This window comes from Bradyrhizobium sp. (assembly GCF_016219575.1).
Classification (GTDB): Bacteria; Pseudomonadota; Alphaproteobacteria; order Rhizobiales; family Xanthobacteraceae; genus Bradyrhizobium.
This window is the reverse complement of the sequence record NZ_JACRMG010000029.1, coordinates 218124-243091: the sequence shown is the minus strand read 5'-3', so window position 1 is coordinate 243091 and position 24968 is coordinate 218124. Positions and strand designations below refer to the sequence as shown.

Genomic DNA, 24968 nt, shown 5'->3' with positions numbered 1-24968 from the left:
CGCCTTCTCCGGTCGGGACGCCCTGCCCATCATCTCGCAAGCGCGAAGCCGGGCAACTGGCGGCGTGATACAAGGCGGCCGGCGCACTGGCAATGACGGCGCCGGAGTTCGACGCGCGACGCCGGGCGATCGTGTCGGGGACATCGGCGACGGCCGTCCCTCGCCGCACGCCGCCTGTCTGCCGCTCTCTCGGGCACATTATGATTGCAATCAAATCGTTCCTGGGGCAGCGGCGCGATTGATTCGACCTCGCTTCTCACCTACCATGCCCGGCACAAAAAACTGCGCCGACAGAAAAACCAATGGCGCCTAAGGGAGGAGATTAGGAAATGCGCAAGCGCATGTCGATCCTGCTCGCCTTGGCGATTGCAGGTATTTTCTTGGCCTCGCCGGCCCCCGTGTTTTCCCAGGCCGCGCCGACGCCGTTGCTTCTCAAGGGACAGTCCTCGCATCCGGCTTCCGCCAACTTCCACCAGATCTTCAAGCTCTGGGCGGAGACGGTCGAGAAGATGTCGGCCGGCAGGCTCAAGGTAGAGACCTTGCCGGGTGGCGCGATCGTGCCGCCGTTCGAAGTGTTCGATGCGACGTCCAAGGGCGTGCTCGACGTCGGCATGGCGCCGTTCGGATACATCCAGGGCCGCAACACGGCGACCATTCCGATGTCGCACGGGCCGCTGTACGGGATGGACGGAAACGACTATTTCGCCTGGTACTATGACGGCGGCGGCATGAAGCTGCTCGACGAATTCTACAAGGACGTTCTGAAGGCCAACATCGTCGGGTTCCCGATCCCGACCGACTACCCGCAAGGGCTCGGCTGGTTCAAGAAGCCGATCAACAGTCTCGCCGACCTCAAGGGGTTGAAGTACCGTATCTACGGCATCGGTGCCGAAACCTATGGCAGGCTCGGCGTCGCGGTCGTGACCATCCCGGGACAGGAAATCGTGCCGGCGATGGAGCGCGGCGTGATCGAGGGCGCCGAATGGATCAACTGCCTCGAGGACAAGAAACTCGGCCTGCACAAGGTCGCCAAGCACTACTACACGCCGGGCATGCACGAACCGGTCACCGGCGGGCAGCTGATGTTCAATGCGGACGTCTGGAAGAAGCTGACGCCGGACCTGCAGGAGATCGTCAAGGTCGCATCGGTCTACGCGACGAACATGCGCAACTTCGCATTCAACCGCGAGACCGCCGACGCCTGCCAGGAACTCCTGAAGGAAGGCGTTCAGATCCATCGCACGCCGGATGAGATCCTGAAGAACTTCCTCGACGAGTGGGAGAAGATCTCGGCCGAGTATGCCCAGAAGAACCCCTTCTATCAGAAGGTGGTCGACAGCCAGAAGAAGTACGCCGAGACCGTGGTGCCCTTCCGCCTGTCGTGGTTCCCGCCGTACGAATTCGCCGGCAACTACTACTGGAAGGACAAGACCTACCGCACGACCGGGGCCGCCAAGTAGCGGGCCGGCGCGGCCGAGGCGCAATGCCGCGGCGGGCCGCCGGATGTTCCGGCGCCCGCCGCGCACATCGACTACCTGCCGGGGTGCAGGGACGCAGCACCCCAGTTCTTATTCGGGCACGATCTCTCCGGAAAACCGCGACAGGCTTTTCCGGATCGTGCCTCGGTGGCAATGCGGAAGGGGGGCATCGATGCCGGCAGACACCGCAAACGCGGGCGCCGACGGTGCAAGGGGCGATTTTCCTGGCGCGTTCTACGCCGTCATTCGCTGGATCGACCAGTTTTCGGACATCACCGGAAAGCTGATCTCCCTGACAATGCTGTTCCTCGTTGTGTCGATCACCTACGAGGTGGTCGCGCGCTACTTCTTCCATTCGCCCACGATATGGGTCTACGAAGCCAGCTACATGGTGAACGGCGCGGCGTTCATGCTCGGCTGCGGCTACGCGCTGTTCAAGGGCGCGCATGTGCGGACCGACATCTTCTGGGACAATTACAGCGAGCGCACCAAGGGCATCATCGATCTCGTCTCCTATCTGGTCCTGTTCTTCCCGACCATGATGACCATGATGTTCATCAGCGTCGACGACGCCTGGAGTTCCTTCACGCTCGGCGAGCGCTCGCAGGAAAGCATCTGGCGCGCGATCATGTGGCCGTTCCGCGCCTCGATCCCGCTGTCGGCGCTTCTGTTCATGATCCAGGGCGTCTCCGAAGCGCTGAAGTGCTGGTACCAGATCCGCTTCGGACGCGAATTCCAGCATCGGGAGAAACTCGAGGTATGACCGGTCTCGAACTCCTCGGCGCGATCATGCTGCTGGTGATGCTGCTGGCGATCTTCATCGGCCTGCCGATCAGCTTCACCCTGCTCTTCCTTGCGCTGATCTTCGGCTATTTCGGCCTCGGCGTGCGCGTCTTCAACCTCGCCTATCTGCAAACCATCGGCCTGATGAAGCAGGACGAGTTCGTCGCCGTGCCGATGTTCATCCTGATGGGATACATATGCGACCAGGCAGGCCTGATGGAACGATTGTTCAAGGCGTTCCGCGACCTGTTCGCGCCGGTCAACGGCGCGCTCTATGTGGTGGTCATCGTGACCGCGACCCTGTTCGGCATCGCCGCCGGCACGGTCGGCGCCACCGTCGCGCTGCTCGGCATCATGGCCGGGCCGATCATGATCAAGGCCGGCTACGACGTGCGCATGTCGGCAGGCTCGATTGCGGCCGGCGGCACGCTCGGCATCCTGATCCCGCCCTCGGTGATGCTGGTGGTGATGGCGCCGGTGCTCGACATCGGCATCATCGACCTCTACGCCGCCGCGTTCGGCCCCGGCTTCCTGCTGTCGGGCATGTACATCCTCTACACGCTGGTGCGCTGCTACTGGAATCCGAAGCTCGGCCCGCCCGTGCCGAAGGAGGACCGGCCGGAATCGATGAAGGTCGTGCTGTGGGAGTGCCTGGTCGGCCTGGTCCCGGTCACTGTTCTCACCATCATGACGCTGGGGGTGATCCTGGTCGGCCTGACCACCGCCGCCGAAGCCGCCGCTCTCGGCGCGCTCGGCGCCATCCTGCTCGTGATCGCCTATGGCAGGTTCACGTGGAAAGGCCTGCTCGACGCCTGCTACAGCACGCTCGCGACCACCAGCATGGTGTTGTTCCTGGCGGTTGCCTCCAACGTGTTCGGCGCGGTATTCGCCTGGCTCGGCACCGCCAACTGGATCACCAACATGCTGCTGGCGGCGCCGTTGCCCGCGTGGGGAACGATGTCACTGCTCCTGACCGTCATCTTCCTCCTGGGCTGGCCGTTCGAATGGCCGGCGATCGTGCTGATCTTCCTGCCGATGCTGGCGCCCGTCGCCAAGGGGCTCGGCTACGACATGGTGTGGTTCGGCTGCATCGTGGCCGTGGTGCTGCAGACCGCATTCCTGTCGCCGCCGGTGGCGATGTCGGCCTACTACCTCAAGCAGGTGGTGCGCGAGTGGAATCTGCGAACGATCTACCGCGGCATGGCTGATTTCATGGTGCTGCAGTGTGTCTGCGTCGTGCTGGTGCTGGCGTTTCCCTCCATCGCCATGTGGTTCCCGAACTGGCTCGATGAACGCCGCAAGGCGGCGCGGCAATCCCACCAGATCGAACGGCCCTTGCCGGCAAACGCCCTCGTGCAGGACGGCGGCGTCAAGATCGTGGTGCGCTGACGTCCGCGCGGCCCGCCGCTGCACGGCCCCGCACCGTTGCCGGCGGCGGTGCTGCAATTCCGAAGATTGCGACGGGCGCGCGCCAGGGCCCGGGACGGGTTTACCGCCCGGGAATCATGCTAAGGTTTTCCACGATGCGCCCGCAGCCCGCAAAAGTCTGCGGCATGTTTTCCCCTCCTCCAACCCGATCACACCCGTCTTGACCGAAGCAACTGCTGTCACCGGAACCGCCGCATGAGCGGCAACACGACAAAGATCGTCTTCCTGGGCGCCGGCAGCATCTCGTTCGGCATGAGCATGCTGCGCGACCTCGTAACCACGCCCGAGCTGCGCGGCAGCACCCTCACCCTCGTAACGCAGCATGCCGACACTGCCACGAGGGCCGCCGCGCTGGCGCGCTATCTCAGCGACAAGGTGGGGGCCCGGCTGAATGTCGAGGCAACGACCGACCGGCGCGCGGCGTTCGATGGCGCGTCCTTCGTCGTCAACGCAACTGCCGTCGAGCGAAACCGCTTGTGGAAGCTCGATTTCGAGATACCGAAGAAGCACGGCATCCGGCATACGCTCGGCGAAAACGGCGGGCCCGGCGGGCTCTTCTTCACCCTGCGGACGTTGCCGATGATCTTCGATTTCGTCCGTGACATGGAGGAAATCTGCCCGGAGGCGTTGTTCATCAATTTCTCGAATCCTGAAAGCCGGATCGTCATGGCGCTTGGCCGTTACAGCAGGATTCGCTGTCTCGGGCAGTGCCACGGCATCAACGGGAGCCGATGGCAGGTGGCCCAGATCCTGGGGCTGCCCACCGACGACGTCGATGTCTGGGGCGCCGGGCTCAACCACTTTCAGTGCCTGATGCAGATCCGTCATCGCAAGACAGGCGAAGATCTCTATCCCCGACTGAAGGCTGCGGAGGCATCGTTCGCTTCGCCGACCTCGCCGCTGACCCGCCGCCTGTTTCGCGCCTTCGGCTACTGGCTGACTTGCGGAGACGAGCATCTCGGCGAATATTTCGCATATGGCTGGGAAGCCGGCGAGAAGGGGTACGACTTCGCAGCCGACGAGCGATGGCGCGCCGAATTCGCAGACAGCGTCAGCAAGGTCCTTGCGGGATCCGCCGACATGCCGCCGTGGTGGATCGAGCCGTCTGGAGAACGCGGCGGCGCCGTGATGGCCGCGATGCTGTCGAACCAGCGACGCATGCTGGACTCCGGCATCGTCTACAACCGGGGAGCAATACCCAACCTGCCGGAAAACCTCGCGGTCGAAGTACCGGTCATGGTGGATGCCGCGGGCGTGCATCCGGTTTCAATGGGTCCACTGCCGGACCCGATCGCCAAGCTGATGTCGATGCAGGCAAATGTTCAGCAGCTTGCGGTCGATGCTGCGGTGCACGCCTCGAAGGAGACCGCGTTGCAGGCGCTCTTGATCGACCCCGTCGTCAATTCGGCGGCAGCTGCGGAAAAGCTGCTCGACGAGCTGTGGGAAATCAACCGGCCTTACATCCGCAAGTGCATATGACAGATCCCGGCTCGATTCTGCTCGGCGATATCGGGGGGACCAACGCGCGGTTCGCGGTCCTGAACCGCGGCACGATCGGGCCCGTCGAGCAGATCAGGGTGGCCGGATGTTCCGGCGCAACCGAGGCAATCAGGAGATTTCTCGGCGCGCGCGCCGAAAGCAAACCCGTCAAACAGGCGGTTCTCGCACTGGCGGGGACGGTTGAGAACAATCGCTGCGAGATGACCAATAGCGGCTGGATCGTCGATGTCCCGATGCTGCAGGGCGCGTTTGATTTCGGGGAAGTCCGGCTGTTCAACGACTTCGAGGCGCTCGCCTGGTCACTGCCTCGTCTTGAGGCCGCCGACCTATTCCCGCTCGGCGGAGGCTCGCCCCTTTCCGGCGCACCGATGCTGCTGATAGGTCCGGGCACCGGCTTTGGCACATCGTGCCTCTTGACGCGCAATGGCCGGCCTGTGGTCGTCGCCTCCGAAGCCGGCCATTCGACGCTACCGGTCACCTCCAGGCGCGAGGACGAGATCATCGAAATGCTGCGCGGACGATACGGCCATGTATCGATCGAACGCGCGGTGTCCGGGCCAGGACTGGTGAACCTCTATGAGGCGCTCGCGGCGATCGACGGCGCAGCCGTTCCGAAGCGCGACGGCGCGTCGATCACCCAGGCCGCGCTGGATGACAGCTGCAACTTCAGCCGGTCGGCGCTCGACATGTTCTGCGCCATGCTCGGCACCGTCGCCGGAAACCTGGCGCTGACGTTCTGCGCCCGCGGCGGCGTCTATATCGCCGGCGGCATCGTCCCCCGCTTTCCCGAATATGTCGCGCGATCCGGATTTCGCGCATGCTTTGACGCCGGCGGCCGGTATCACGACTACCTGCGCGACATTCCCGTCAAGATCATCCGCCGGCCCGATGCCACATTCCTTGGACTCAAGGCCTTGATCGCCGACGGCTCCACGCCATCGCCGCTCCCGAAGAATAGCCGATGACCCACATCAAGGTCCTCACCTTGAATATCTGGGACGTCGGCGAGTCCCTCGATCGTCGCAACGCGCTCCTGGCCTCCGGCCTGAAGCGCCTGCAGCCGGATATCGTTTGCCTGCAGGAAGTTTCCCGGCTCCCGCCAACTCAACCGGTCCGTTCGGAGCTCTTTGCCGCGCCTTGCGGCCTCAACCACCATGTCTTCTCCGGTCTCGGCGAGAGCGAGGTGGGCGAGGCCAACTTGCCGAGAAACATGGAGGGGCTTTCGATCCTGAGCCGCTTTCCCGCCCTGCGACAGGCAAGCGTCGCATTGCCTTACTTCGCCGGCGACGTCCCCCGTCAGATTCTTCTCGCCGAGTTCGCAATCGGGCAGAGCAGGATCGCGGTCGCGACGACTCACCTCGCCTTCCCTCCGGGCTTTTCGAGCCAACGCGAGGTGCAAATGCGAAAGGCTCTCGACGCCGTCGATCAGTTCGCGGCGCAAGCAGATATCGATGCGATCATACTCACGGGAGACCTCAACGACGAACCGGGCTCACCCGCGGTGCAGGCCATCCTCGGCAGCAGGCAAGGATTCCGCGACGCCTATTCCGCCTGTCATCCGAACGATCCGGGCGCCACTTTCGCCTCGACAAATCCCTATGTCGGCCCGGGTTATGCGCCGGGACTGAGGATAGACTTCATCTTCGCTACTCCCAAACTCGAGCCCGTGGAGTGCACGCTCGTCTTCGATGGCACCGGCGGCTTCGATTTCGTCTCGGACCATCTTGGCGTGTTGTGCGTCTTTCAGGATGGTCATCCCTCGACATTGACCTCCGTCAATACCGGGCGAACTCCCGGCTGATCTATTGCTTACATGGGATACATCAGGTCTTTCCTCGAAATCGGATTGAACGACGTCGGGCTTGTCGGCGGCAAGACCGCCTCGCTGGGCGAGTTGTACTCCGTGCTGTCCGCCCAGGGGATTGCCGTTCCCAACGGGTTTGCGATCACGGCAGACGCCTACCGCGATGCGCTGCAGCAGCCCGGGGTCGCCGATGAACTGCATCGACTCCTCGACGGTCTTGACAAGAACAGGATCAGGCTTCTTGCCGCCGCAGCCGCCAAGGCTCGCGACGTCATCTACGAGGCGATGGATACGCAGCCGCTGCGCGCACAGATCGTGGAAGCGTACCGGCAGTTCGAGCAGGAGTCGGGGGCCCGCGTCGCGGTCGCCGTGCGGAGTTCCGCAACGGCGGAGGATCTGCCGACTGCAAGCTTTGCGGGCCAGCACGAAAGCTTTCTCAATGTGCGCGGCGCAAGGGATCTGTTCGAGGCATGCCGACGCTGCTTTGCCTCCATCTTCACCGACCGCGCGATTTCCTACCGCATCGACAACGGCTTCGATCACTTCAAGGTCGCGCTCTCCGTTGCCGTGATGAAAATGGTCCGCGCGGACCTCGCGGCGAGCGGCGTCGTCTTCACGCTCGATACGGAATCCGGCTTTCGCGACGTGGTCTTCATCACGGGTTGCTACGGGCTCGGCGAAACCATCGTTCAGGGCAAGGTCGATCCCGACGAATTGTACGTCCACAAGCCGACGCTGAAGCAGGGGTTTCGCCAGGTCCTCCGACGCCGTCTCGGCGGCAAGCAGATACGCATGATCTACGGCAAGCGCGGCGGCAGCCATGCGACAGCGACCCGGGCCGTGCCGGATGCCGAGCGACGGCGCTTCTGCATTTCCGACGCCGAGGTACTGAGCCTCGCCGATATCGCCGTGCGGATCGAGGAGCACTATTCGAGGCATGCCGGCACCGCCATGCCGATGGATATCGAATGGGCAAAGGACGGCTCGGACGGCAAACTCTACATTATTCAGGCGCGGCCCGAGACGGTCGCCTCGCAGCGCTCGCCGGACGTCTATGAAACCTACAATCTCAAGGGCCACGGCCCGGTGATCGTCACCGGTCGCGCGGTCGGAGAGAAAATCGCCTCGGGGCGCACCCGCCGCATTGCGACCACGCGCGACCTTGCCGCGTTCAAGCCAGGCGAGATCCTGGTGGCGCCGGCCACCAGTCCGGACTGGGAGCCGGTCATGAAGAAAGCTGCCGGTGTCATCACCGACAAGGGCGGCCGGACGTGCCACGCCGCCATCGTGGCGCGCGAACTGGGCATCCCCGCCGTGGTCGGCGCGACACATGCGACCGAGAAGCTCAAGACAGGGACCGCCGTCACGATCTCCTGCGCTGAAGGCGACACCGGGAGCGTCTATCAGGGAACGATCGCTTTCGACGTCACGCGCACGCCGGTCAGTAAACTCAAGCAGCCGCGCACGGCCATCATGGTCAATGTCGGCACTCCCGAAATGGCATTCCGGACTGCCATGCAACCGCAGGCGGGCGTCGGACTGGCGCGCATGGAGTTCATCATTAGCGAGCATATCGGCGTGCATCCGATGGCCCTTCTCAAGCCGGAAAAGGTCACGTCAGCCAAGGCCAGAAACGTCATCGCGCGTCTGGTGCAAGGCTACAGCCGCCCCTCCGACTTCTTCATCCAGAGGCTGGCCGAGGGGATCGGCACGATTGCCGCGGCGTTCTATCCGAAGCCGGTGATCGTCCGGCTGTCCGACTTCAAGACCAATGAGTATGCCAGCCTGCTCGGCGGCGAAGCGTTCGAGCCCAAGGAAGAGAACCCGATGCTTGGGTTCCGCGGCGCAGCCCGTTACAGCCATCCCGCCTACGCCGAGGGGTTTGCGCTGGAATGCGCCGCGCTCCGCCGGGTACGCGAGGACATGGGTCTTTCCAATCTGCGCATCATGGTGCCGTTCTGCCGAACCGTCGAGGAAGGCCGCCGTGTGATTGCGACCATGGCGGAGCATGGCCTGAAGCGCGGCGAAAACGGGCTCGAGATCTTTGTGATGTGCGAGATCCCGAACAATGTCATTCAGATCGATGCGTTCTCCGAATTGTTCGATGGCTTCTCCATCGGTTCGAACGATCTGACCCAGCTTACGCTGGGAGTGGACCGGGATTCGGATATCGTTGCTTTCGATTTCGACGAGCGCGACCCCGGGATGCTCGAGATGTTCAGGCAGGCGGTGACGGGCGCCAAGCGAAACGGGCGCCATGTCGGCATCTGCGGCGAAGCCCCGGCGAACTATCCGGAGATTGCGCGCTACTTGACGCGCCTTGGGATCGATTCGATCAGCGTCAATCCGGCGAGCGTATTCCGCACCATGGCTGCGGTTCTCGAAGCGGAGTCCAGCGCGGACGAAGCCAAGACCTGAAAGGTCAAGCAATGCCGCCTTTTGTCGTTGTCGACAAATGAGCGTGCCGTTCGTCCGAACGACAATGCTCCGCAATGACGGGACCGGAAGTCAATCACGCGGCTCTCGCGCCTCTGCATGAATCCGTTCAGCCTCCGTGTTGATCCTCGTCATCGCCTCCGTCAGTTCTTGATAGGCTTCGTCCTTGATCGACACCGTGCCGAAGTTCGAATTTTCGCCATCAAACCTGCCTTCGGCGGGCTGATCTGCGAATTCGAACCAATGATAACCGACGACAGTCGGCTTGCGCAGGGCCGCAGAGACGTAATGTTCGAAGCACCGGGCGCGCTCGGTCTGGGTCGCCACCCGCGGCCCGGCGCCGTGGGTATTGGGCAGCCCCGAATCGTCGCCGCGGAAGGAAAATTCGGAGATGAGGCAAGGTTTGCCCGTTGACGTGTATGCGTCGATCACCGGACTGGCGTCGAAGCCATAGCAATTGAACGAGATCACATCGAGGTGCCGGCCAGCCGCGGCGATCACCGACAAATACGGCTGGTAGCCGAACCGGGAGCCGATCACGAGATGATTGGGGTCGACGGCCTTGATGGCGGAGACGCACAGTTCGAAGTATTTTTCAGCCGCCACTGCGACAAAGACGTCGCAATCGGCGGAAAACGCCGCGCGCTGCGGATTCGCCAGATTGGCCTTGGCCTCGAGCGCGTCGTTCGCACCGCCGGGCGGCATCCTGAAGAACGGCGCCTCGATACGTCCGATCCTGCCGAGTTCCTCCCATGAGCGTGCCGACGTGCGCCAGACCGCGTTGAACTGGGAAAACTCCCGATAGTGCTCCTGCAACCGCGAGATGGCCGCGATGCGGCCGGGACGAAATGCAGGCAGGTTCAGAAACAGCGTCAGGAGTTCGTCGGCCCCGCGCCAGTCCGGCGACCAATAGAGTTCGTTGTCAATGAATGTACCGAGGAGATTTTTCTGATTGCGTCTTGCCGTACACTTGTCGATCGCACTTTCACGGATGTGGCGCGCAAATTCGGGATCGAAGACGTCGGGAAATATCTCGTCGCGCCGGTGAAACTTGAAGGTCTGCCCCAGCTCGATCGTGGGGGCGACCGCAAGCGGCGAAGACCCGGCGATGCCGACCAGCTCGTCGGACCAGCAGCCGAGTGTATTGAATTTCCAGCCCGCCAACCGGTCGGCGGTCGCGGCGCGCCAGATATCCAGCCGGCCATACTTTTCCCGGCAGGCGTCGGCATATGGCGCGCGACGCGTATTTCGGATGTGGTCATGTTCGAAGCAGACCGTGTTGACGCCCTTCGACAGAAACCGCCCGCCGTCGGGATCGACGAACCAGAATACGCCGTCGTCCTCGGCAACACGAAAGAAGCCGCTGCCGCGAAAACGGCTATCGGCGATTCCTCCCCACCTTGTTCTCTGCAAGCGACACCTCAACGGCCAAGGAAGTTGCCATGTTTGCAGCGGGCCTTTCGAAAGCCCTTGATGCGCCTCAACATCGTCTCACGCCGGGCTGGATTAATCGCTGCGGCACGGCAAATGAACTCCAGAACGGTTTGCGTTCCGTGGGGCCGCTCCACAATGTGTCTGAAAAGCTTGGTGGGCGCACCAGGGCTCGAACCTGGGACCCGCTGATTAAGAGTCAGCTGCTCTACCAACTGAGCTATGCGCCCGGAACCGGTCCGGAAAAGCCTTCGCGAGACGGCGTCGTTTAGCAAAGCGACCCCCCATTGTCCAGCAATGGGTGGCGAGTTTTCCCGGCCTTTAGGGGGCATCAGGAACGGCGAAAAGCCGCCGGATTCCAGCGGCTTCGCGCAGTCTCCGGAAATCCGGACCGCGGGCGGTCAGAGCCGCTCGCCGCCCCTGCCCGGCCCGCCCTCATGGTCGAACCGGTCGCGGTGAAAATAGCGGTGGCCGGGGCCGTCGTCGCGGTCAGAACCGCGGTCCATCATGCGGTGCCGCCAGCCGCCGAAATGGCCATCCATCCGGGTGAGTGCGGCAAGGCGGCGCTTCTGGCCCTCATCGAGGGTCTTGTAGAGCGGATCGGCGGCATCGGCGATCTTCTTCATCGCGGCAGCCGAGGCCGCCATGTTGTCGGCGCGCTCGCGCAGCCGGGTCACCGGATCCGGCTTCGGAGCATCCGCCGGCGCATTCATCCGCGCATTGGCACGGTCGATGCGCAGCTTGGCGAATTCACGCACCGCGGTCTCCACCGGCGGCCACAGCTTCTCCTGGTCGGCAGTGAGCTTCAGCCCGGCGCGTACCGCCGCGATCCGCGCATCGACGAAGGCGGCGCGGTCTTCCGGCGCCATGCGCGTATGGCCCCAGTGCCGGTGATGCTGGGCATAAACCGCCGTCGAAGCGGCGATGGCGAGCGCGGCGACGCCGGCGATCCAGAACTTCCTCATGCAAACCTCCATCCAAAAGGTTTTCCGAGGATGGGCACGCGACCGGCCGGATTCAACTTAACGATTGGACAGAACGGCCTCTCTTACCAAGATGTAATGTCCGATTGCGACTCGCTCGCAACCGCTCCTCGTATCGCATGCGGGCTTGGCTACAACATGCCGAGCGCGCGCGGCAGCCACAGCGAAAGCTCCGGCACATAGGTGACGATGCCGAGGAAGATCAGCATGGTCAAAAGCCACGGCCACACCGCGATGGTGAGCTCTGTGATGCCCATCTTGGCGATGCCGGAGGCGACATAGAGATTGAGGCCGACCGGGGGATGGCACATGCCGACTTCCATGTTGACCACCATCAGGATGCCGAGGTGCACCGGATGGATGCCGAGCTTCACCGCCACGGGAAACAGGATCGGCGCCATGATCAGCACGATCGAGGACGGCTCCATCACGTTGCCGGCGATCAGCAGCAGCACGTTGACGACGAGCAGGAAGATGATCCAGTCGACGCCGATCGAGGAAATCCAGGTCGCGATCTGCTGCGGAATATTCTCGTTCGCCATCAGGAAAGAGAACAGCACCGCATTGGTGATGATGTAGAGGATCATCGCGCTCATGTTGGCGGAGCCGAGCAGCACCCTCGGCACGTCCTTCAGCGACATGTCGCGATAGACGAACACGGCGATCACGAAGGCGTAGACGGCGCTGATCGCTGCGGCCTCCGTCGGCGTGAAGATGCCGGCATAGATGCCGCCGAGCACGATCAGGATCAGCAACAGGCCCCATACGCATTTGCGGAACGCGGCGATCCGCTCGCCCCAGCTGGCGCGCGGCAACCGCGGATAGTCGTTGCGCCAGGCGCGGTAGAAGGTCGTCACGCCGAGCAGCGTCGCTAGCATGAGGCCGGGAATCACGCCGGCGATGAACATCTGGCCGACGGAGGCCGACGACACGCGATGTCCGGCCGGATCGAGCGCGATGCTGCCGCCGGTCGCCACGCAATAGATCACCATGACGATCGAGGGCGGGATCAGGATGCCGAGCGCGCCCGACGTGGTGATGACGCCGGCGCCGAAGCGCTTGGGATATCCCTGCTTCACCATCGCCGGCAGCATGATCGCGCCGATCGCGATCACGGTCGCGGGCGAGGAACCGGAGACGGCGGCAAACAGCGCGCACGCCATCACGCCGGCCAGACCCAGACCGCCATACCAGTGCCCGACCATCGACCTCGCAAAATCGATCATGCGTCTGGCGACGCCGCCATGGGTCAGGAAGTTACCGGCCAGGATGAAGAACGGGATCGCCATGATCTCGAAATTGTCGATGCCAGTGAACAGCTTCAGCGCCACCGACTCGGTCGGCACGTTGGTCATCGTGTAGATGAACGTCAGCACGGTAAGGCCGAGCGCGATCGAGATCGGCATGCCCGTGAGCATCAGCGCGATAAGCAGCCCGAAGATGATGAAGGAGGTCATCGCGTCACCTCCGCTGCACCAATCCCGGGCTCGGTGACGTCGACGCCCTCGACCTGGGCGTGATCGTGATGCGGCAGCTCGCCGGTGAAGAAGTAGTTCCAGGCGACCTGCAGGAAGCGGAAGCACATCAGATAGGAGCCGAGCGGAATGCAGAGATAGACGAACCAGCTCGGAATCTCGAGATCGGGCGACACCTGGTCGGTATGGTAGAGCCCGTACACGAATTTGGCTCCCATGGTGCCGATCACGGCGGTGAAGAAGGCGCCGCACAACAGCCCGAACAACACGATGGCGTTCTTCCAGGGCGGCTTGACCTGATTGACCACGACGTCGACGCCGACATGGATGCCGGTCCGCACGCCATAGGCGGCGCCGAACTTGGCGACCCAGACGAACATGTAGATGCAGAGCTCCTGCGCCCAGGACAGGTTGATCGGGAATAGGATCGGAAACAGGAAGGGCACACCCAGCAGGTAGCGGTGGACCACGGCGATGAAGATGATGGTGGTCGCGAGCGCCATCAGCGTCGCGATCAATATCTCCTCAAGCCTGTCGAGGATGCGAAGAAGTATCAATGTGCCCCCCACTCCCGGTTATTTCGTCGTGGCCGGGCTCGTCCCGGCCATCCACGCCCTGCTTGCCGCCCCCCGGCCAAGACGTGGATGCCCGGCACCGGGCCGGGCATCACGAGAAATGCGTACTGCCGGCCGGCTCGATCATGTCAGCCGGCAGTCCCCTTCTCAATTGGTCGCGCCCCCGCTCACCTTCAGGAACTCGTCGATCAGCGGCTGGCCGACGCGGCCGGCAACATCCTTGTAGACCGGCTCCATCGCCTTGCGCATGGCGGCGTCCTGCTCCGGCGTCAGCTTGATGATCTCGCTCTTGCCGCTCTTCTTGATCTCGGCGAGCGCGTCGTCGTTTTCCTTCTGCGACTGGCCGTTGCCGTAGGCGGTAGCTTCCTTCATCGCCTTCTCGCACTGCTCGCGGACGTCCGCCGGCAAGCCATCCCAGAACTTCTTGTTCACGACCACGATGTAACCGATGTAGCCGTGGTTGGTCTCGGTGATGTACTTCTGCACCTCGTGCATCTTCTGGGTATAGATGTTTGACCAGGTGTTCTCCTGTCCGTCGACGACGCCGGTTTGCAGCGCCTGATAGACTTCCGAGAACGCCATCACCTGCGGCACCACGCCGAGCGCGCGGAACTGGGCTTCCAGCACCTTCGAGGACTGGATGCGGAATTTCAGGCCGCGATAGTCGGCGGGCGTGACGAGCCTCTTGTTGGCGCTCATCATCTTGAAGCCGTTGTCCCAATAGGCGAGGCCGGTCATGCCCTTGGCATCGAGCAGCTTCAGGAGCTTGGCGCCGAGCGGCCCGTCGGTGACCTTGCGCAGCGCCTTGGTGTCCGGAAGGACATAGGGAAGGTCGAACACCTCGAACTCCTTGACGCCGATCGGGCCGAACTTCGCGTTCGACGGCGCCAGCATCTGCACCGCGCCGAGTTGCAGCGCCTCCAGCTCTTCCTTGTCCTTGTAGAGCTGCGAGTTCGGGTAGACCTCGACCTTCACCTTGCCGGCGGTGTACTTCTCGGCGAGCTCCTTGAACTTTTCGGCAGCCAGCCCCTTCGGCGTGTTGGTCGCCACCACATGGCTGAACTTGATGACGATCGGCGTCTGCGCCGTCGCCGGTCCGACCAAGGCAAGCGCTGCGATCGAGGCCGCCGCCAACAGGATTTTCCGCATTCAGTCCCTCCCGGTTTTATTGCCGGGGCGCTTGACGCACCCCGCGATCATCCCGGCACACCAATACAGGCGTTCCGCCCGCAAGGCTATTGCCTCTTAGCAGGGCCTCGTTCACGGACGATGCTGCGATGCAATATGCGGGGTCATGTCCGTAAAGAAGCCTGCCCACATAAGCAAAACGCGGCGCCGAAGCGCCGCGTGAATCTTTCGATCGTCATTCCGGGATGGTGCGCAAGCACCAGACCCGGAATCTCGAGATTTCGGGTTCGCGCTAATGCGCGCCCCGGAATGACGCGCTTTCGCGCGTCAGCTGGCTGCCGCCGTGGAGGATGGCATGTCGCGCTGGCGCTTCATGACGATCTTGTTCAGCGCTCCCAGATAGGCCTTGGCGGACGCCACCAGCGTGTCCGGATCCGCCGCGCGCGCGGTCATCGAGCGGCCCTCATGGGCGAGGCGGACCGAAACTTCCGCCTGTGCGTCGGTGCCTTCGGTCACCGCGTGCACCTGGTAGAGCTCGAGCTTGGCCTCATGCGGCACCAAGCGCTTGATGCAGTTGAACACCGCATCGACCGGGCCGTTGCCCTCGGCTTCCTCGATCCTGATCTGGCCGTCGACGTCGAGCTTCATGGTGGCGCGCTGCGGGCCATGGGTGCCCGCGATCACCGTCAGCGAGGTCAGCTTGATGCGGTCGTGCGACGCCGCCATCTCCTCGTCGACCAGCGCCTCGATGTCCTCGTCGTAGATGTCCTTCTTGCGGTCGGCCAGCGCCTTCATGCGGTTGAAGGCGTCTTCCAGCTGGTTGGCGCCGAGCTTGTAGCCCATCTCCTCCAGCTTGTGCACGAAGGCGTGGCGGCCGGAATGCTTGCCCAGCACCAGCGAGGACTGCTTCAGGCCGACCATCTCGGGCCGCATGATCTCGTAGGTCGAGGCATCCTTCAGCACGCCGTCCTGGTGGATGCCGCTCTCATGCGCGAACGCGTTACGGCCGACGATCGCCTTGTTGTACTGCACCGGGAACGAGGTCGCCGCCGACACCAGTTTCGAGGCGCGGGTGAGCTGGGTGGTGTCGATGTTGTTCCAGTACGGGAACTTGTCGTTGCGCACGTTGATCGCCATCACGATCTCTTCCAGCGCGGCGTTGCCGGCGCGCTCGCCGATGCCGTTGACGGTGCACTCGACCTGCCGCGCGCCGCCGACGATGCCGGCCAGCGAGTTGGCGACGGCCATGCCGAGGTCGTTATGGCAGTGCACGGAGAAGATCGCCTTGTCGGAGTTCGGCACGCGCTCGATCAGCGTCTTCATGAAGTGGGTATATTCCTCCGGCACCGTGTAGCCGACGGTGTCGGGGATGTTCACCGTGGTGGCGCCGGCCTTGATGACGGCCTCCACGATGCGGCAGAGGAAATCCATCTCGCTGCGGGTGCCGTCTTCGGCCGACCATTCGACGTCGTCGATCTGGTTGCGGGCGCGGCTGACGTTGGCGATCGAGAGTTCGACCACCTGTTCCGGCGTCATGTTCAGCTTGACGCGCATGTGCAAGGGCGAGGTCGCGATCACGGTGTGGACACGGCCGCGCTTGGCGAATTTCACGGCTTCCGCGCAACGGTCGATGTCCTTGGGATGCGCCCGCGACAGGCCGGCGATGACCGCGTTCTTGGAGCGGCGGGCGATCTCGCTGACCGCCTGGAAATCGCCTTCGGAGGTGATGGGGAAGCCGGCCTCGATGACGTCGACGCCCATGTCGTCGAGCAGCTCGGCGACCTCGAGCTTCTCCTCGAAGGTCATGGTCGCGCCGGGGCACTGCTCGCCATCGCGCAGCGTGGTGTCGAAAATGATGACGCGGTCCTTGTCGGACTTGTTGGCGGGTTTCATGTCTGCAAATTCCTTTTGGGTAGTGCGCCGGTCAGTGGGCGCTGAAGGGTTTTCTCGATCTCACGCGAACCCCTGAGTGCCCAGGCGCAAACCGCCCAGACGGCCCTCAGGGGCCGATAAGAAGCAGAAGCCCGCCAATAAGGAGGGTGGGCAGGGACGCAGCCGGAATCGCAGGCGCGCGGCCGGCCGAAGCCAGTCCACCCGAAATCCCGCAATTTTCGCCGCGAATCAGCATTGCCAAACCCTACAGGCAGGGAATCCTCGGTCAAAACCGTTGACGGTTCGTTGCCGCAGTACCCCGTGCCGGGCCGTTCTAGACGAGAAAGCCCAATGGCCGCAATGCCAAAGAATGGTCAGAAGGGGTGACGTTTTTGGTCCGCGTCCCTCCCCGCATGTCGCCCCGGCACAGGCCGGGGCCCATAATCACAGGTCGATATTGTTGAGGGAAAGCCGACCGCCATTGCGCCAAGACAAATTCCGCCGCGGCGTATGGGTCCCGGCCTGCGCCGGGACGACAGTCGAGTTGCGGCATGTGTTCTCGTTCTCGCGGCATGGTTTGCCCGAGTCCTGCAATCTCGTCGGCCCTCTCTTCTGAAGAGGGCGCAGGGAAGGCCGGGCGCCGACTGCGCCCGCAGTCCCGTGTGCGAAGAGTGCTACAGAAAATGCACACGGGTTGAACCACAGGTACAGCCGGGATAGCCCGGCCTTCCCCGCGCAATGGCTTTACGGCTTACTTCGAGCTCTCCCCGGTGAGCGGCCTTTATTGTCACCGTTGCCGTCCCCGCACAGGCGGGGCGGATAGACGCCAGGGTCGCGGCGCCAGGACCACACGACTTCGCCGTACGCGGAGCTCCTTCGTCCGGCGGCGGACCCCGCCCCCTTTCGGAACCGGGCCGTTACGCCTGGGATCGCCGCGTCCATCGCATCCCCAGCCCAACGTGTCGTGACGATCGCGAAACGCCCCTCAGCGGGCCGGGACAGGCGAACATTTACCGTAAATCAGAATTCCCGTAAAGCGAAATATTTTCGATTTTGGGGCTTGACATGATTCCGGTAAACCGAAGCGGCTTGCCCGTCGCGCTGAATTTGCAACAGTTAATTCCATTCGGCGGGACGACCTGCGGCACCGCCATCCGGGTTCCATCGCGGCGACCCCTCGCCGCATGCGGACTTTCCAGACACCTGCGGTGTTCCTCGTTTTGGCGGATTTCCGCCTTTGAAACGACCGAGCGGGCGGAGATACAGGCCTCATCCGATCTTCAGAAAGGCGTGACCTGGTTCACGGCGATGAACCTCCAACCGCGCCATTCGACATACAAGTCATTGAAACAAGAAGAACAGCATTTCAGGCAACGACAATGTCCTCCGAAGAGGAATGCCTCCGGATTGGAGACCGGGTTCGATTGAGCGAACTCGGCAAGCAGCGGATGACCCGCAACAAGGCAACGACCGCGAAGGTCGTGGGCTTCGGCCGCACCGACTCCAGGGTGCGCATCATCTTCGACGGATCGAGCTATCCCGTCAGCATTCACATCAGCTATCTGGAGAGGGACAAGTAGCAACCCTGCCGGCACGGGAATCGCAGCCCCGTCCCGCTTGATCCAACTCAATGCATGCGTCGGCAGGATGGGCTTGGCTTGGTAAAAATCCCGGAGGAAGCCATCAGCGAACTCACCCATTTCATCGCCATGCCCTTTGACTTCGCGGGCGGCGATCTCGTCTCCGGCGAGCAGGCCAAATGCGCCGATCCGGCCGCCGCGATCGAGCGCGCCCGGGGGATGTGGAAGGTATTCGGCCATGCCGGTGCCGCGGCCTTCGTCCGTACCGGGTATCCTGAGAGCCAGGTTACCGTGCTGCGGACGTTCGGCGCCGTGCCCGAGGATTTCGAGATCTGACAGGAGTGGTGCGGCCGAACCGGCACGGTGCGGATGATGACGCCGTCCGTCACGCCAGCCTCACTTCGCCTTCCCTGCCCCGGTCTTCACCGCGGCCTTCTTTCCCTCGTCGAGCAGCGCCTGGCGCACCTGCTTGAACTCGCTGCGGTCGGCCTTGTCGACCTTGGGGAAATGCAGGTCGAGCCCGTCGAGCGCGGCGACGATGGTGGAGCCGATCACGACGCGGGCGAACCATTTGTGGTCGGCGGGCACCACGTGCCATGGCGCGTGCCGCGTCGAGGTATGGCGAATCATGTCCTGATAGGCCGCCTGGTATTTCGCCCACAGGGCGCGCTCGGCGATGTCGCCCATGTTGAACTTCCAGTTCTTGGACGGCTGCTCCAGCCGCTCGAGGAAGCGCTCGCGCTGCTTCTGCCTGGAGACGTTGAGGAAGAATTTCAGGATCACGGTGCCGTTGCGGGCAAGATGGCGCTCGAAGGCCGAGATGTCCTCGAAACGATCGCGCCAGATGTCCCTGGTCACCAGCCGCGGCGGCAGCTTCTGCTTGCCGAGGATTTCCGGATGCACGCGCACGACGAGGCATTCCTCGTAATGCGAGCGATTGAAGATGCCGATGCGGCCGCGCTCGGGCAGCGCCACCGCCGCGCGCCAGAGGTAATCATGGTCGAGCTCCGTCGAGGTCGGCTGCTTGAACACGGTGACTTCGCAACCCTGCGGGTTGACGCCCTCGAACACGCTCTCGATCGCGCTGTCCTTGCCGGCGGCGTCCATGCCCTGGAAGACCAGCAGCAGCGACCAGCGGTCCTGGGCGTAGAGCTTCTCCTGGAAATCGGACAGAAGCTGACGGTTGGCCGCGATGATCTTTTCGCCCTTCTCCTTGTCGATGCCGGCCTTCTCGGCGGTCTTGTGCGACTTGAGGTGAAACTCGCCGTCGCCGTCATAGCGGAACGGCGCGATGAAGGGCTTCAGCCGGTCGGCCAGCGATTTCGAATTTTTTCCCATGAGGTCGGTGCTCCAGATCATTTTCCGGCAAAGTCGTAGCTTCGTAGGATCGGTAGAGCGCAGCGAAACCCATCAACTCCGTCAACGAGAAACATGATGGGTTTCGCTGCGCTCAACCCATCCTACAAAAGACGGGTCAGGCGATTTCGAAGATTGCTTGCCCATGCCACAAAATGCTCCGGTTGCGACGGCCGAGGGGTCTCGGGGAGTTCCGCCGCGTCGCGGCGACGATAGACCATCAGCATCAGCGGTGCGAGACGGCGCAGCAGGCCGTGCGCGACCCAGGGCGCGGGTTCGGTGAACGGCAAGGCGAGATCCTGCTCGGCTGTGCCCTGCGCCGCCTTCGCAAGCTCCTGCCCGATGGAGATCGACAGCGCCACCGCGCGGCCGTTGCAGCCGGCCCAGGCCCAGGCATCGGGGCCGAGACGGTGAATGCGCGGCAGGAAGTCGGAGGTCATGCCGACATAGCCGTTCCAGACATAATCGAATTTGACGTCGCCGATCTGCGGCCACAGGTGCCTGAGGCGGGCGCCGACGGCGGCTTTCAGCTTTTCGGTGTCGGTACCCATCAGCGCGCCGCCGGTGACAAGACGGTTACGCGCGTCGTAGCGGGCGAAATAGAGCTCGCCATGGGTGTCCGACATGGCCTGCCGGCCGGGGATGATTGTCCTGCGCGCCGCATCGGAGAGAGGCTCGGTGGCCATCTGCCAGGAGCGCACCGGCATCACTTCGCGCGCGATGTCGGGCGCCAGCGATCTTTCGAGTTCGCCGGTATAGGCATTGGTGGCGAGGATCAAGGCGCGCCCGCCGATCTCGCCTTGCGGCGTGGTGACGATCCAGCGGTTGTTGCTGCGCTCGAAGCGCGAGACGGGAGAGCGCGCGAAGATGCGCCCGCCGCGGTCGAGCACGGCGCGCGCCATCCCCCGCGACAGCGCCAGCGGATTGATGTGGCCGCCGGTCCGGTTCCAGAAGCCGCCGTACCAGGCATCCGAGCCGAGCATGTCGCGCACCTGCTCGCGCGACAGGAATTCGACCGGCGCCCCCGCCTTCGACCATTGCCGCACGCGGCGCTCGGCGATCCTGATGCGGCCGGGCGAATGCACCGGCTGCACCCAGCCGGCCTGCTCCTGCTCGGCCTGGATCTGGTAGCGGCGCGCGACGTCAAACAGCGTGGAGGCGCAGTCGCGCAGCAGCGCGACGAAGCGCTCGCCGCTCGCGCCGTGTCTGGCAACGATGTCTTCCGGATCGGGCCGCGTCAGGGTCGGGATCACCTGGCCGTTGTTGCGGCCCGAGCCGCCAAAACCGGGCTCGGCGCCTTCCACGACCGCGACGTCGACGCCGGCCTCGCGCAGATGCAGCGCGGTGGACAGCCCGGTGAAGCCGGCGCCGATGACGACGACATCGGCCTGCACGGTGCCCTCGAGCCGCGGCAGTTCGGGCCCCGGCGGCGTCACCGCGGCCCACAGCGAGTCCGGCATGCGGATGGTTTCTGGCGTCATTAGACTTCCTCAGGGGAGGATCGTAGGATGGGTAGAGCGAAAGCGAAACCCATCATTACCTCGGGAAACGCGATGGGTTTCGCTTTCGCTCAACCCATCCTACGACAACAGGGACAAGCGTGACCATCAGAAGCATCGCCGGAATCGATCATGCCGTCGTCGCCGTGAAAGACCTCGATGCGGCGGCTGCCAACTGGAAACAGCTCGGCTTCACCATCTCGCCGCGCGGCACCCACAGCGCCCATATGGGCACCGGCAACTACACCATCATGCTGGGCGAGGACTACATGGAGCTGCTCGGCGTGCTCGTCGCCACCGAGCACAATGCGCCGACGCGGACCTATCTGGAAGCGACCGGCGGCGGCATCGTGCGCGTCGCGTTCACGACGCCGAGCGCGGCCGCGGGCGCCGCCGAGTTGCGCACCCTGGGCTATGCCGCGATCGGCCCGACTGATTTCGAGCGGCCGGTGACGATGCCGGACGGGTCAAGGAGCGCGGCGAAATTCGCCACCTTCCAGTGGCCCGTGGCGGAAGCGCCCGGCGGGGTGCGGCTGTTCGCCTGCCAGCACAAGACGCGGGAGACGGTGTGGATCCCGCAGTTGCAGCAGCACGCCAATACGGCCAGGCGCATCGCGCGGGTGTTCGTGGTGACGCCGCAGCCGCAGGAGGACGCAGCGCATCTGGCCAAGATGATCGCGGGCGAGGTGCGCGCCGGCACCGACGGAACGGCGGTGGTGCCGACCGGATTTGGCCGCGCCGATTTCGTCTTCCTCAGCCGCGAGGCGCTGGGCAGGCGATATCCCGGCGTGGACGTCAGCTCGCTGCCCGCGCGCGCGGGCGCAGGGCTCGAGCTCGTGGTGAACGATCTTTCCGCCGCACAGCGCGCGATCGGCGCACGGGCGGTGGCGAGCAGCGGCGCCGTCGTGGTGCCGCCGGCCGCGGCCAACGGCGTGCTGCTGGCGTTTGTCGCGGGCTGATGCGTCCCAACACGACTCCGTCATGCCCGGGCTTGTCCCGGGCATCCACGTTCTTAGTCGCCGCGAGAAAGAAAGTCGTGGATGGCCGGGTCAAGCCCGGCCATGACGACAGTTGTGATAGCTACGCCTTCTTCCACTTCAGCCGCTCGAGGATGCTGCCGAGAATGCCCTTGGGCAAAAAGATGATGAACAGCACCAGCAGCACGCCGTAGACGAGGTTGTCCCAGCCGACCGCCTTGGTGCCGAAGCCGATGCGCAAGGATTCCGCCAGCAGGATGGTGATGATGGCACCGATGGTCGGGCCGAGCGAGACATAGAGGCCGCCGACGATGACGGCGAACACCATCTGCAGCGACACCGCGATGCCGCTGACGGTGTCGGGCGAGATGAACATCTGGTACTGGCAGTAGAGCGCGCCGGCGAGCGCGGTCATCAATGCCGAGATCAGCGTGATCTTCAGCTTCTCGGCGGTGACGTTGACGCCGGCGGCGGCGGCGGCGTCCTCGTCCTCCGAGATCGCCTCCATCGCATAACGGCTCATGCTGCGGTCGATCGCGCGCCAGATCACGAGGCCGGCGACCCAGACGCCGAGCGCGATCAGGTACCAGGTGGTCTTGTCGTCGAACTGCAGCGCCCAGAGCTTGTTGCCGGTGGAGCGGTTCGGCGTGTAGCCGAGCGAGCCGCCGGTATAGTCGCGCGTCGCCGTGATGACCTGCAACACGATGCCGGACAGCGCGAGCGTCACCAGCACGAAATAGTGCCCGGTGATGCGGAAGCGGAAACAGGGATAGGCGACGACCAGCGCCAGCACCCCGGCCGCGACCATGCTGACGGGAATGCCGATCCAGGGCGAGACGCCGAGGTGATTCCACAGCAGCGCCGTGACATAGGCGCCGACGCCCATGAAACCGCCATGGCCGAGCGAGACCAGGCCGAAGCGGCCCATGATCGACCACGAGGTGTAGGCGAACGACCAGATCAGGATCAGCACAAGCAGGTGCAGATGATAGGGCTCGCGATAGACGAAGGGCAGCGCGATCAGCGCGGCGAGACCGATGGCCCAGGCGGCATAACGGGAATTCACGAGCGCCTCGCCATTAGGCCGGCAGGCCGGATGAACATCATGACGATGAAGAAGGCGAAAGCCAGCACGTAGCCCCATTCGAGGTCGGAGAACAGGCCGCCGAGCGAGATGATCTCGGCAAAGACGAAGGCGGCGATGAAGCCGCCGATGAAATTGCCGAGCCCCCCGAGCACGCAGATCAGGAAGGTGATCGGCCCGAAGGAGAGGCCGACAAAGGGATGCACGTCATATTGCAGCACCAGGAGGCATGCGGCGAGGCCGGCCAGCGCGCCGCCGAGCGCCGAGGTGACGAGATAGATGCGCTTGGTGTCGACGCCCATCAGCGACATGATCTGGCGGTCCTGCGCGATGGCGCGAATGGCGGTGCCGGTGAAGGTGCGCGTCATGAAGAGATAGACGACGATCATGCCGGCCAGCGCAGCGATAAAGGACAGAAGTCGCGAATAGCTGAAATGCATCTCGCCGAGCGTCAGCACCGGAAGCCTGATGCCGAGGTTGCGGAAGTCGATGCCGAAGGCGACGGTGGCAAAGCTCTGCAGGATGAACAGCACGCCGCCGGTGGCCAGCAGCTGGTTGATCGGCGCCGCCGTCAACAGCGGCGCGATGACGAAGTAATGCAGCGCCGCGCCGAGCGCGGCCACCAGCATGATGGCAAAGGGCGCGGCGGCCCAGTACGGCAGGCCGAACACCTGCACCATGTAGTACATGCCGTACATGCCGATCATGACGAGCTCGGCGTAGCAGATCCAGGTGACGTCGATGACGCCGAAGATCAGATTGAGCCCGAGCGCCAGCAGCGCCAGCACGCCGCCGAGCAGGATGCCGTTGATCACGGCCTCCAGCAGGTAGATGTCGAAGATGTCGAGAAAGCCCTGCATCTTTTTCTTTTCCTAAACGCCCAGATAGGCCTGCTTGATGGTGTCGGTCTTCAGCATCTCTTCCGAGGTGCCGGAGGCGCGGATGGTGCCGGCTTCCAGGAGATAGGCACGGTCCACCACCTTCAGCACCTGCTGCACGTTCTGCTCGACGATCAGCACGGTGAGGCCGGAAGCGCGGATGCGCCTGACCAGGTCGAACACCTGCTGCACCACGACCGGCGCGAGACCCGCCGACGGCTCGTCGAGCAGCAGGAGCTTCGGGTCGCTCATCAGCGCGCGGCCGATGGCGCACATCTGCTGCTCGCCGCCGGACATGGTGCCGGCCATCTGGTGGCGGCGCTCCTTCATGCGCGGGAACAGATCGAACACGAATTCCAGCCGCTCGGCATATCTGGCGCGCGCGCCCGGCATGTAGGCGCCCATCTTGAGATTGTCGTCGACGGTGAGACGCGGAAACAGCCGGCGGTTCTCCGGCACATGCGCCATGCCGAGGCTGACGATGCGGTGCGCCGGCGTCGCCACCACGTCGGTGCCCTGCATCGTGATCGCGCCCCTGGTGGGGCGGATCAGGCCGGAGATCACCCGCATCAGCGTGGTCTTGCCGGCGCCGTTGGGGCCGATCACGCCGACGGCTTCGCCGGCATTGACCTCGAGGTTGACGCCGAACAGCGCCTGAAACGTGCCGTAACCCGCATCGACCGATCTGAGCTGGAGCATCG

21 protein-coding genes and 1 tRNA gene are annotated in these 24968 nt (G+C 63.9%); 10 read left to right on the top strand and 12 right to left on the bottom strand.

Features of this window, described 5'->3' with window-relative positions:
• Positions 1–329 precede the first annotated feature (329 nt).
• The 7 genes from HZB49_RS23755 to ppsA all read left to right on the top strand — a co-directional run bounded on the left by HZB49_RS23755 (position 330) and on the right by ppsA (position 9411).
• Positions 330–1460 carry a TRAP transporter substrate-binding protein gene (locus tag HZB49_RS23755; protein ID WP_291615770.1) on the top strand — a complete coding sequence of 377 codons (1131 nt, stop codon included), beginning with the start codon at positions 330–332 and terminating at the stop codon, positions 1458–1460.
• A gap of 190 nt (positions 1461–1650) precedes the next feature.
• Positions 1651–2241 carry a TRAP transporter small permease subunit gene (locus HZB49_RS23750; protein WP_291615769.1) on the top strand — a complete coding sequence of 197 codons (591 nt, stop codon included), beginning with the start codon at positions 1651–1653 and terminating at the stop codon, positions 2239–2241.
• A complete protein-coding gene (locus HZB49_RS23745) occupies positions 2238–3650 on the top strand; it encodes a TRAP transporter large permease subunit (protein WP_291615767.1) in 1413 nt (470 codons plus the stop codon). The genes HZB49_RS23750 and HZB49_RS23745 overlap by 4 nt, the downstream gene beginning before the upstream one ends.
• A gap of 234 nt (positions 3651–3884) precedes the next feature.
• Positions 3885–5168: an alpha-glucosidase/alpha-galactosidase gene (locus tag HZB49_RS23740; protein WP_291615765.1), complete on the top strand. Its 1284-nt coding sequence runs from the start codon at positions 3885–3887 to the stop codon at positions 5166–5168.
• Entirely contained in the window at positions 5165–6154 is a 990-nt protein-coding gene (gene glk, locus HZB49_RS23735) for a glucokinase (protein WP_291615764.1), read from the top strand. The genes HZB49_RS23740 and glk overlap by 4 nt, the downstream gene beginning before the upstream one ends.
• Entirely contained in the window at positions 6151–6990 is an 840-nt protein-coding gene (locus tag HZB49_RS23730; protein WP_291615763.1) for an endonuclease/exonuclease/phosphatase family protein, read from the top strand. The genes glk and HZB49_RS23730 overlap by 4 nt, the downstream gene beginning before the upstream one ends.
• A 3-nt stretch (positions 6991–6993) precedes the next feature.
• Positions 6994–9411: a phosphoenolpyruvate synthase gene (gene ppsA / locus HZB49_RS23725; protein ID WP_291615795.1), complete on the top strand. Its 2418-nt coding sequence runs from the start codon at positions 6994–6996 to the stop codon at positions 9409–9411.
• A 90-nt stretch (positions 9412–9501) separates the two neighbouring features.
• Here the strand turns inward: ppsA and HZB49_RS23720 are convergent, their stop codons facing one another.
• The 7 genes from HZB49_RS23720 to HZB49_RS23690 form a co-directional block, all read right to left on the bottom strand.
• Positions 9502–10842, bottom strand: a complete 1341-nt coding sequence (locus HZB49_RS23720) for an agarase (protein WP_291615762.1) — start codon at positions 10840–10842, stop codon at positions 9502–9504.
• A gap of 172 nt (positions 10843–11014) precedes the next feature.
• A tRNA-Lys gene (locus tag HZB49_RS23715) sits at positions 11015–11090 on the bottom strand.
• A 171-nt stretch (positions 11091–11261) separates the two neighbouring features.
• On the bottom strand, positions 11262–11825 hold the full coding sequence (locus tag HZB49_RS23710) for a Spy/CpxP family protein refolding chaperone (protein WP_291615760.1): 564 nt from the start codon (positions 11823–11825) through the stop codon (positions 11262–11264).
• Between the two features lie 149 nt (positions 11826–11974).
• Positions 11975–13300, bottom strand: coding sequence for a TRAP transporter large permease subunit (locus HZB49_RS23705; protein ID WP_291615758.1), 1326 nt, complete (start codon positions 13298–13300; stop codon positions 11975–11977).
• Complete coding sequence (locus HZB49_RS23700; protein ID WP_291615793.1) at positions 13297–13872, bottom strand: TRAP transporter small permease; 576 nt, start codon at positions 13870–13872, stop codon at positions 13297–13299. The genes HZB49_RS23705 and HZB49_RS23700 overlap by 4 nt, the downstream gene beginning before the upstream one ends.
• Before the next feature lie 168 nt (positions 13873–14040).
• Positions 14041–15042: a TRAP transporter substrate-binding protein gene (locus HZB49_RS23695; RefSeq protein ID WP_291615756.1), complete on the bottom strand. Its 1002-nt coding sequence runs from the start codon at positions 15040–15042 to the stop codon at positions 14041–14043.
• A 306-nt stretch (positions 15043–15348) separates the two neighbouring features.
• Positions 15349–16914, bottom strand: a complete 1566-nt coding sequence (locus HZB49_RS23690) for a 2-isopropylmalate synthase (protein WP_291615754.1) — start codon at positions 16912–16914, stop codon at positions 15349–15351.
• 1403 nt (positions 16915–18317) lie between these two features.
• On the opposite strand from HZB49_RS23690, the gene HZB49_RS23685 reads away from it, so the two are divergent.
• Together HZB49_RS23685 and HZB49_RS23680 are read left to right on the top strand one after the other, a co-directional pair.
• The gene (locus HZB49_RS23685) at positions 18318–18473 is read left to right on the top strand and encodes a hypothetical protein (RefSeq protein ID WP_291615736.1); all 156 of its coding nucleotides are present in this window, start codon (positions 18318–18320) and stop codon (positions 18471–18473) included.
• Positions 18474–18551: 78 nt separating this feature from the next.
• Positions 18552–18809: a hypothetical protein gene (locus HZB49_RS23680; RefSeq protein ID WP_291615734.1), complete on the top strand. Its 258-nt coding sequence runs from the start codon at positions 18552–18554 to the stop codon at positions 18807–18809.
• 60 nt (positions 18810–18869) lie between these two features.
• Here HZB49_RS23680 and HZB49_RS23675 read toward each other — a convergent pair whose 3' ends face one another.
• The gene (locus tag HZB49_RS23675) at positions 18870–19811 is read right to left on the bottom strand and encodes a polyphosphate kinase 2 family protein (protein ID WP_291615732.1); all 942 of its coding nucleotides are present in this window, start codon (positions 19809–19811) and stop codon (positions 18870–18872) included.
• Positions 19812–19933: 122 nt separating this feature from the next.
• Positions 19934–21310 (bottom strand): FAD-dependent oxidoreductase, encoded by a 1377-nt coding sequence (locus HZB49_RS23670; protein WP_291615730.1) that lies wholly within the window; start codon positions 21308–21310, stop codon positions 19934–19936.
• A gap of 119 nt (positions 21311–21429) precedes the next feature.
• On the opposite strand from HZB49_RS23670, the gene HZB49_RS23665 reads away from it, so the two are divergent.
• Positions 21430–22287: a VOC family protein gene (locus HZB49_RS23665; RefSeq protein ID WP_291615728.1), complete on the top strand. Its 858-nt coding sequence runs from the start codon at positions 21430–21432 to the stop codon at positions 22285–22287.
• A 121-nt stretch (positions 22288–22408) separates the two neighbouring features.
• Here HZB49_RS23665 and HZB49_RS23660 read toward each other — a convergent pair whose 3' ends face one another.
• The 3 genes from HZB49_RS23660 to HZB49_RS23650 are packed head-to-tail and all read right to left on the bottom strand — an operon-like array spanning position 22409 to position 24966.
• Positions 22409–23371: a branched-chain amino acid ABC transporter permease gene (locus HZB49_RS23660; protein ID WP_291615727.1), complete on the bottom strand. Its 963-nt coding sequence runs from the start codon at positions 23369–23371 to the stop codon at positions 22409–22411.
• Positions 23368–24249 (bottom strand): branched-chain amino acid ABC transporter permease, encoded by an 882-nt coding sequence (locus tag HZB49_RS23655; protein ID WP_291615725.1) that lies wholly within the window; start codon positions 24247–24249, stop codon positions 23368–23370. Before HZB49_RS23655 ends, HZB49_RS23660 begins: the two co-directional genes overlap by 4 nt.
• 12 nt (positions 24250–24261) lie before the next feature.
• Entirely contained in the window at positions 24262–24966 is a 705-nt protein-coding gene (locus HZB49_RS23650) for an ABC transporter ATP-binding protein (RefSeq protein ID WP_291615723.1), read from the bottom strand.
• Between the last annotated feature and the right edge of the window lie 2 nt (positions 24967–24968).

What these genes read in the sequence shown, in the direction of transcription:
- HZB49_RS23740 (WP_291615765.1), top strand. Translation starts at nt 3,885, where the DNA reads ATGAGCGGCAACACGACAAAGATCGTCTTCCTGGGCGCCGGCAGCATC.
- HZB49_RS23690 (WP_291615754.1), bottom strand. Translation starts at nt 16,914, where the DNA reads ATGAAACCCGCCAACAAGTCCGACAAGGACCGCGTCATCATTTTCGAC.
- HZB49_RS23705 (WP_291615758.1), bottom strand. Translation starts at nt 13,300, where the DNA reads ATGACCTCCTTCATCATCTTCGGGCTGCTTATCGCGCTGATGCTCACG.
- HZB49_RS23695 (WP_291615756.1), bottom strand. Translation starts at nt 15,042, where the DNA reads ATGCGGAAAATCCTGTTGGCGGCGGCCTCGATCGCAGCGCTTGCCTTG.
- HZB49_RS23755 (WP_291615770.1), top strand. Translation starts at nt 330, where the DNA reads ATGCGCAAGCGCATGTCGATCCTGCTCGCCTTGGCGATTGCAGGTATT.
- HZB49_RS23675 (WP_291615732.1), bottom strand. Translation starts at nt 19,811, where the DNA reads ATGGGAAAAAATTCGAAATCGCTGGCCGACCGGCTGAAGCCCTTCATC.
- HZB49_RS23655 (WP_291615725.1), bottom strand. Translation starts at nt 24,249, where the DNA reads ATGCAGGGCTTTCTCGACATCTTCGACATCTACCTGCTGGAGGCCGTG.
- HZB49_RS23730 (WP_291615763.1), top strand. Translation starts at nt 6,151, where the DNA reads ATGACCCACATCAAGGTCCTCACCTTGAATATCTGGGACGTCGGCGAG.
- HZB49_RS23670 (WP_291615730.1), bottom strand. Translation starts at nt 21,310, where the DNA reads ATGACGCCAGAAACCATCCGCATGCCGGACTCGCTGTGGGCCGCGGTG.
- HZB49_RS23650 (WP_291615723.1), bottom strand. Translation starts at nt 24,966, where the DNA reads ATGCTCCAGCTCAGATCGGTCGATGCGGGTTACGGCACGTTTCAGGCG.
- HZB49_RS23750 (WP_291615769.1), top strand. Translation starts at nt 1,651, where the DNA reads ATGCCGGCAGACACCGCAAACGCGGGCGCCGACGGTGCAAGGGGCGAT.
- HZB49_RS23745 (WP_291615767.1), top strand. Translation starts at nt 2,238, where the DNA reads ATGACCGGTCTCGAACTCCTCGGCGCGATCATGCTGCTGGTGATGCTG.
- glk (WP_291615764.1), top strand. Translation starts at nt 5,165, where the DNA reads ATGACAGATCCCGGCTCGATTCTGCTCGGCGATATCGGGGGGACCAAC.
- HZB49_RS23710 (WP_291615760.1), bottom strand. Translation starts at nt 11,825, where the DNA reads ATGAGGAAGTTCTGGATCGCCGGCGTCGCCGCGCTCGCCATCGCCGCT.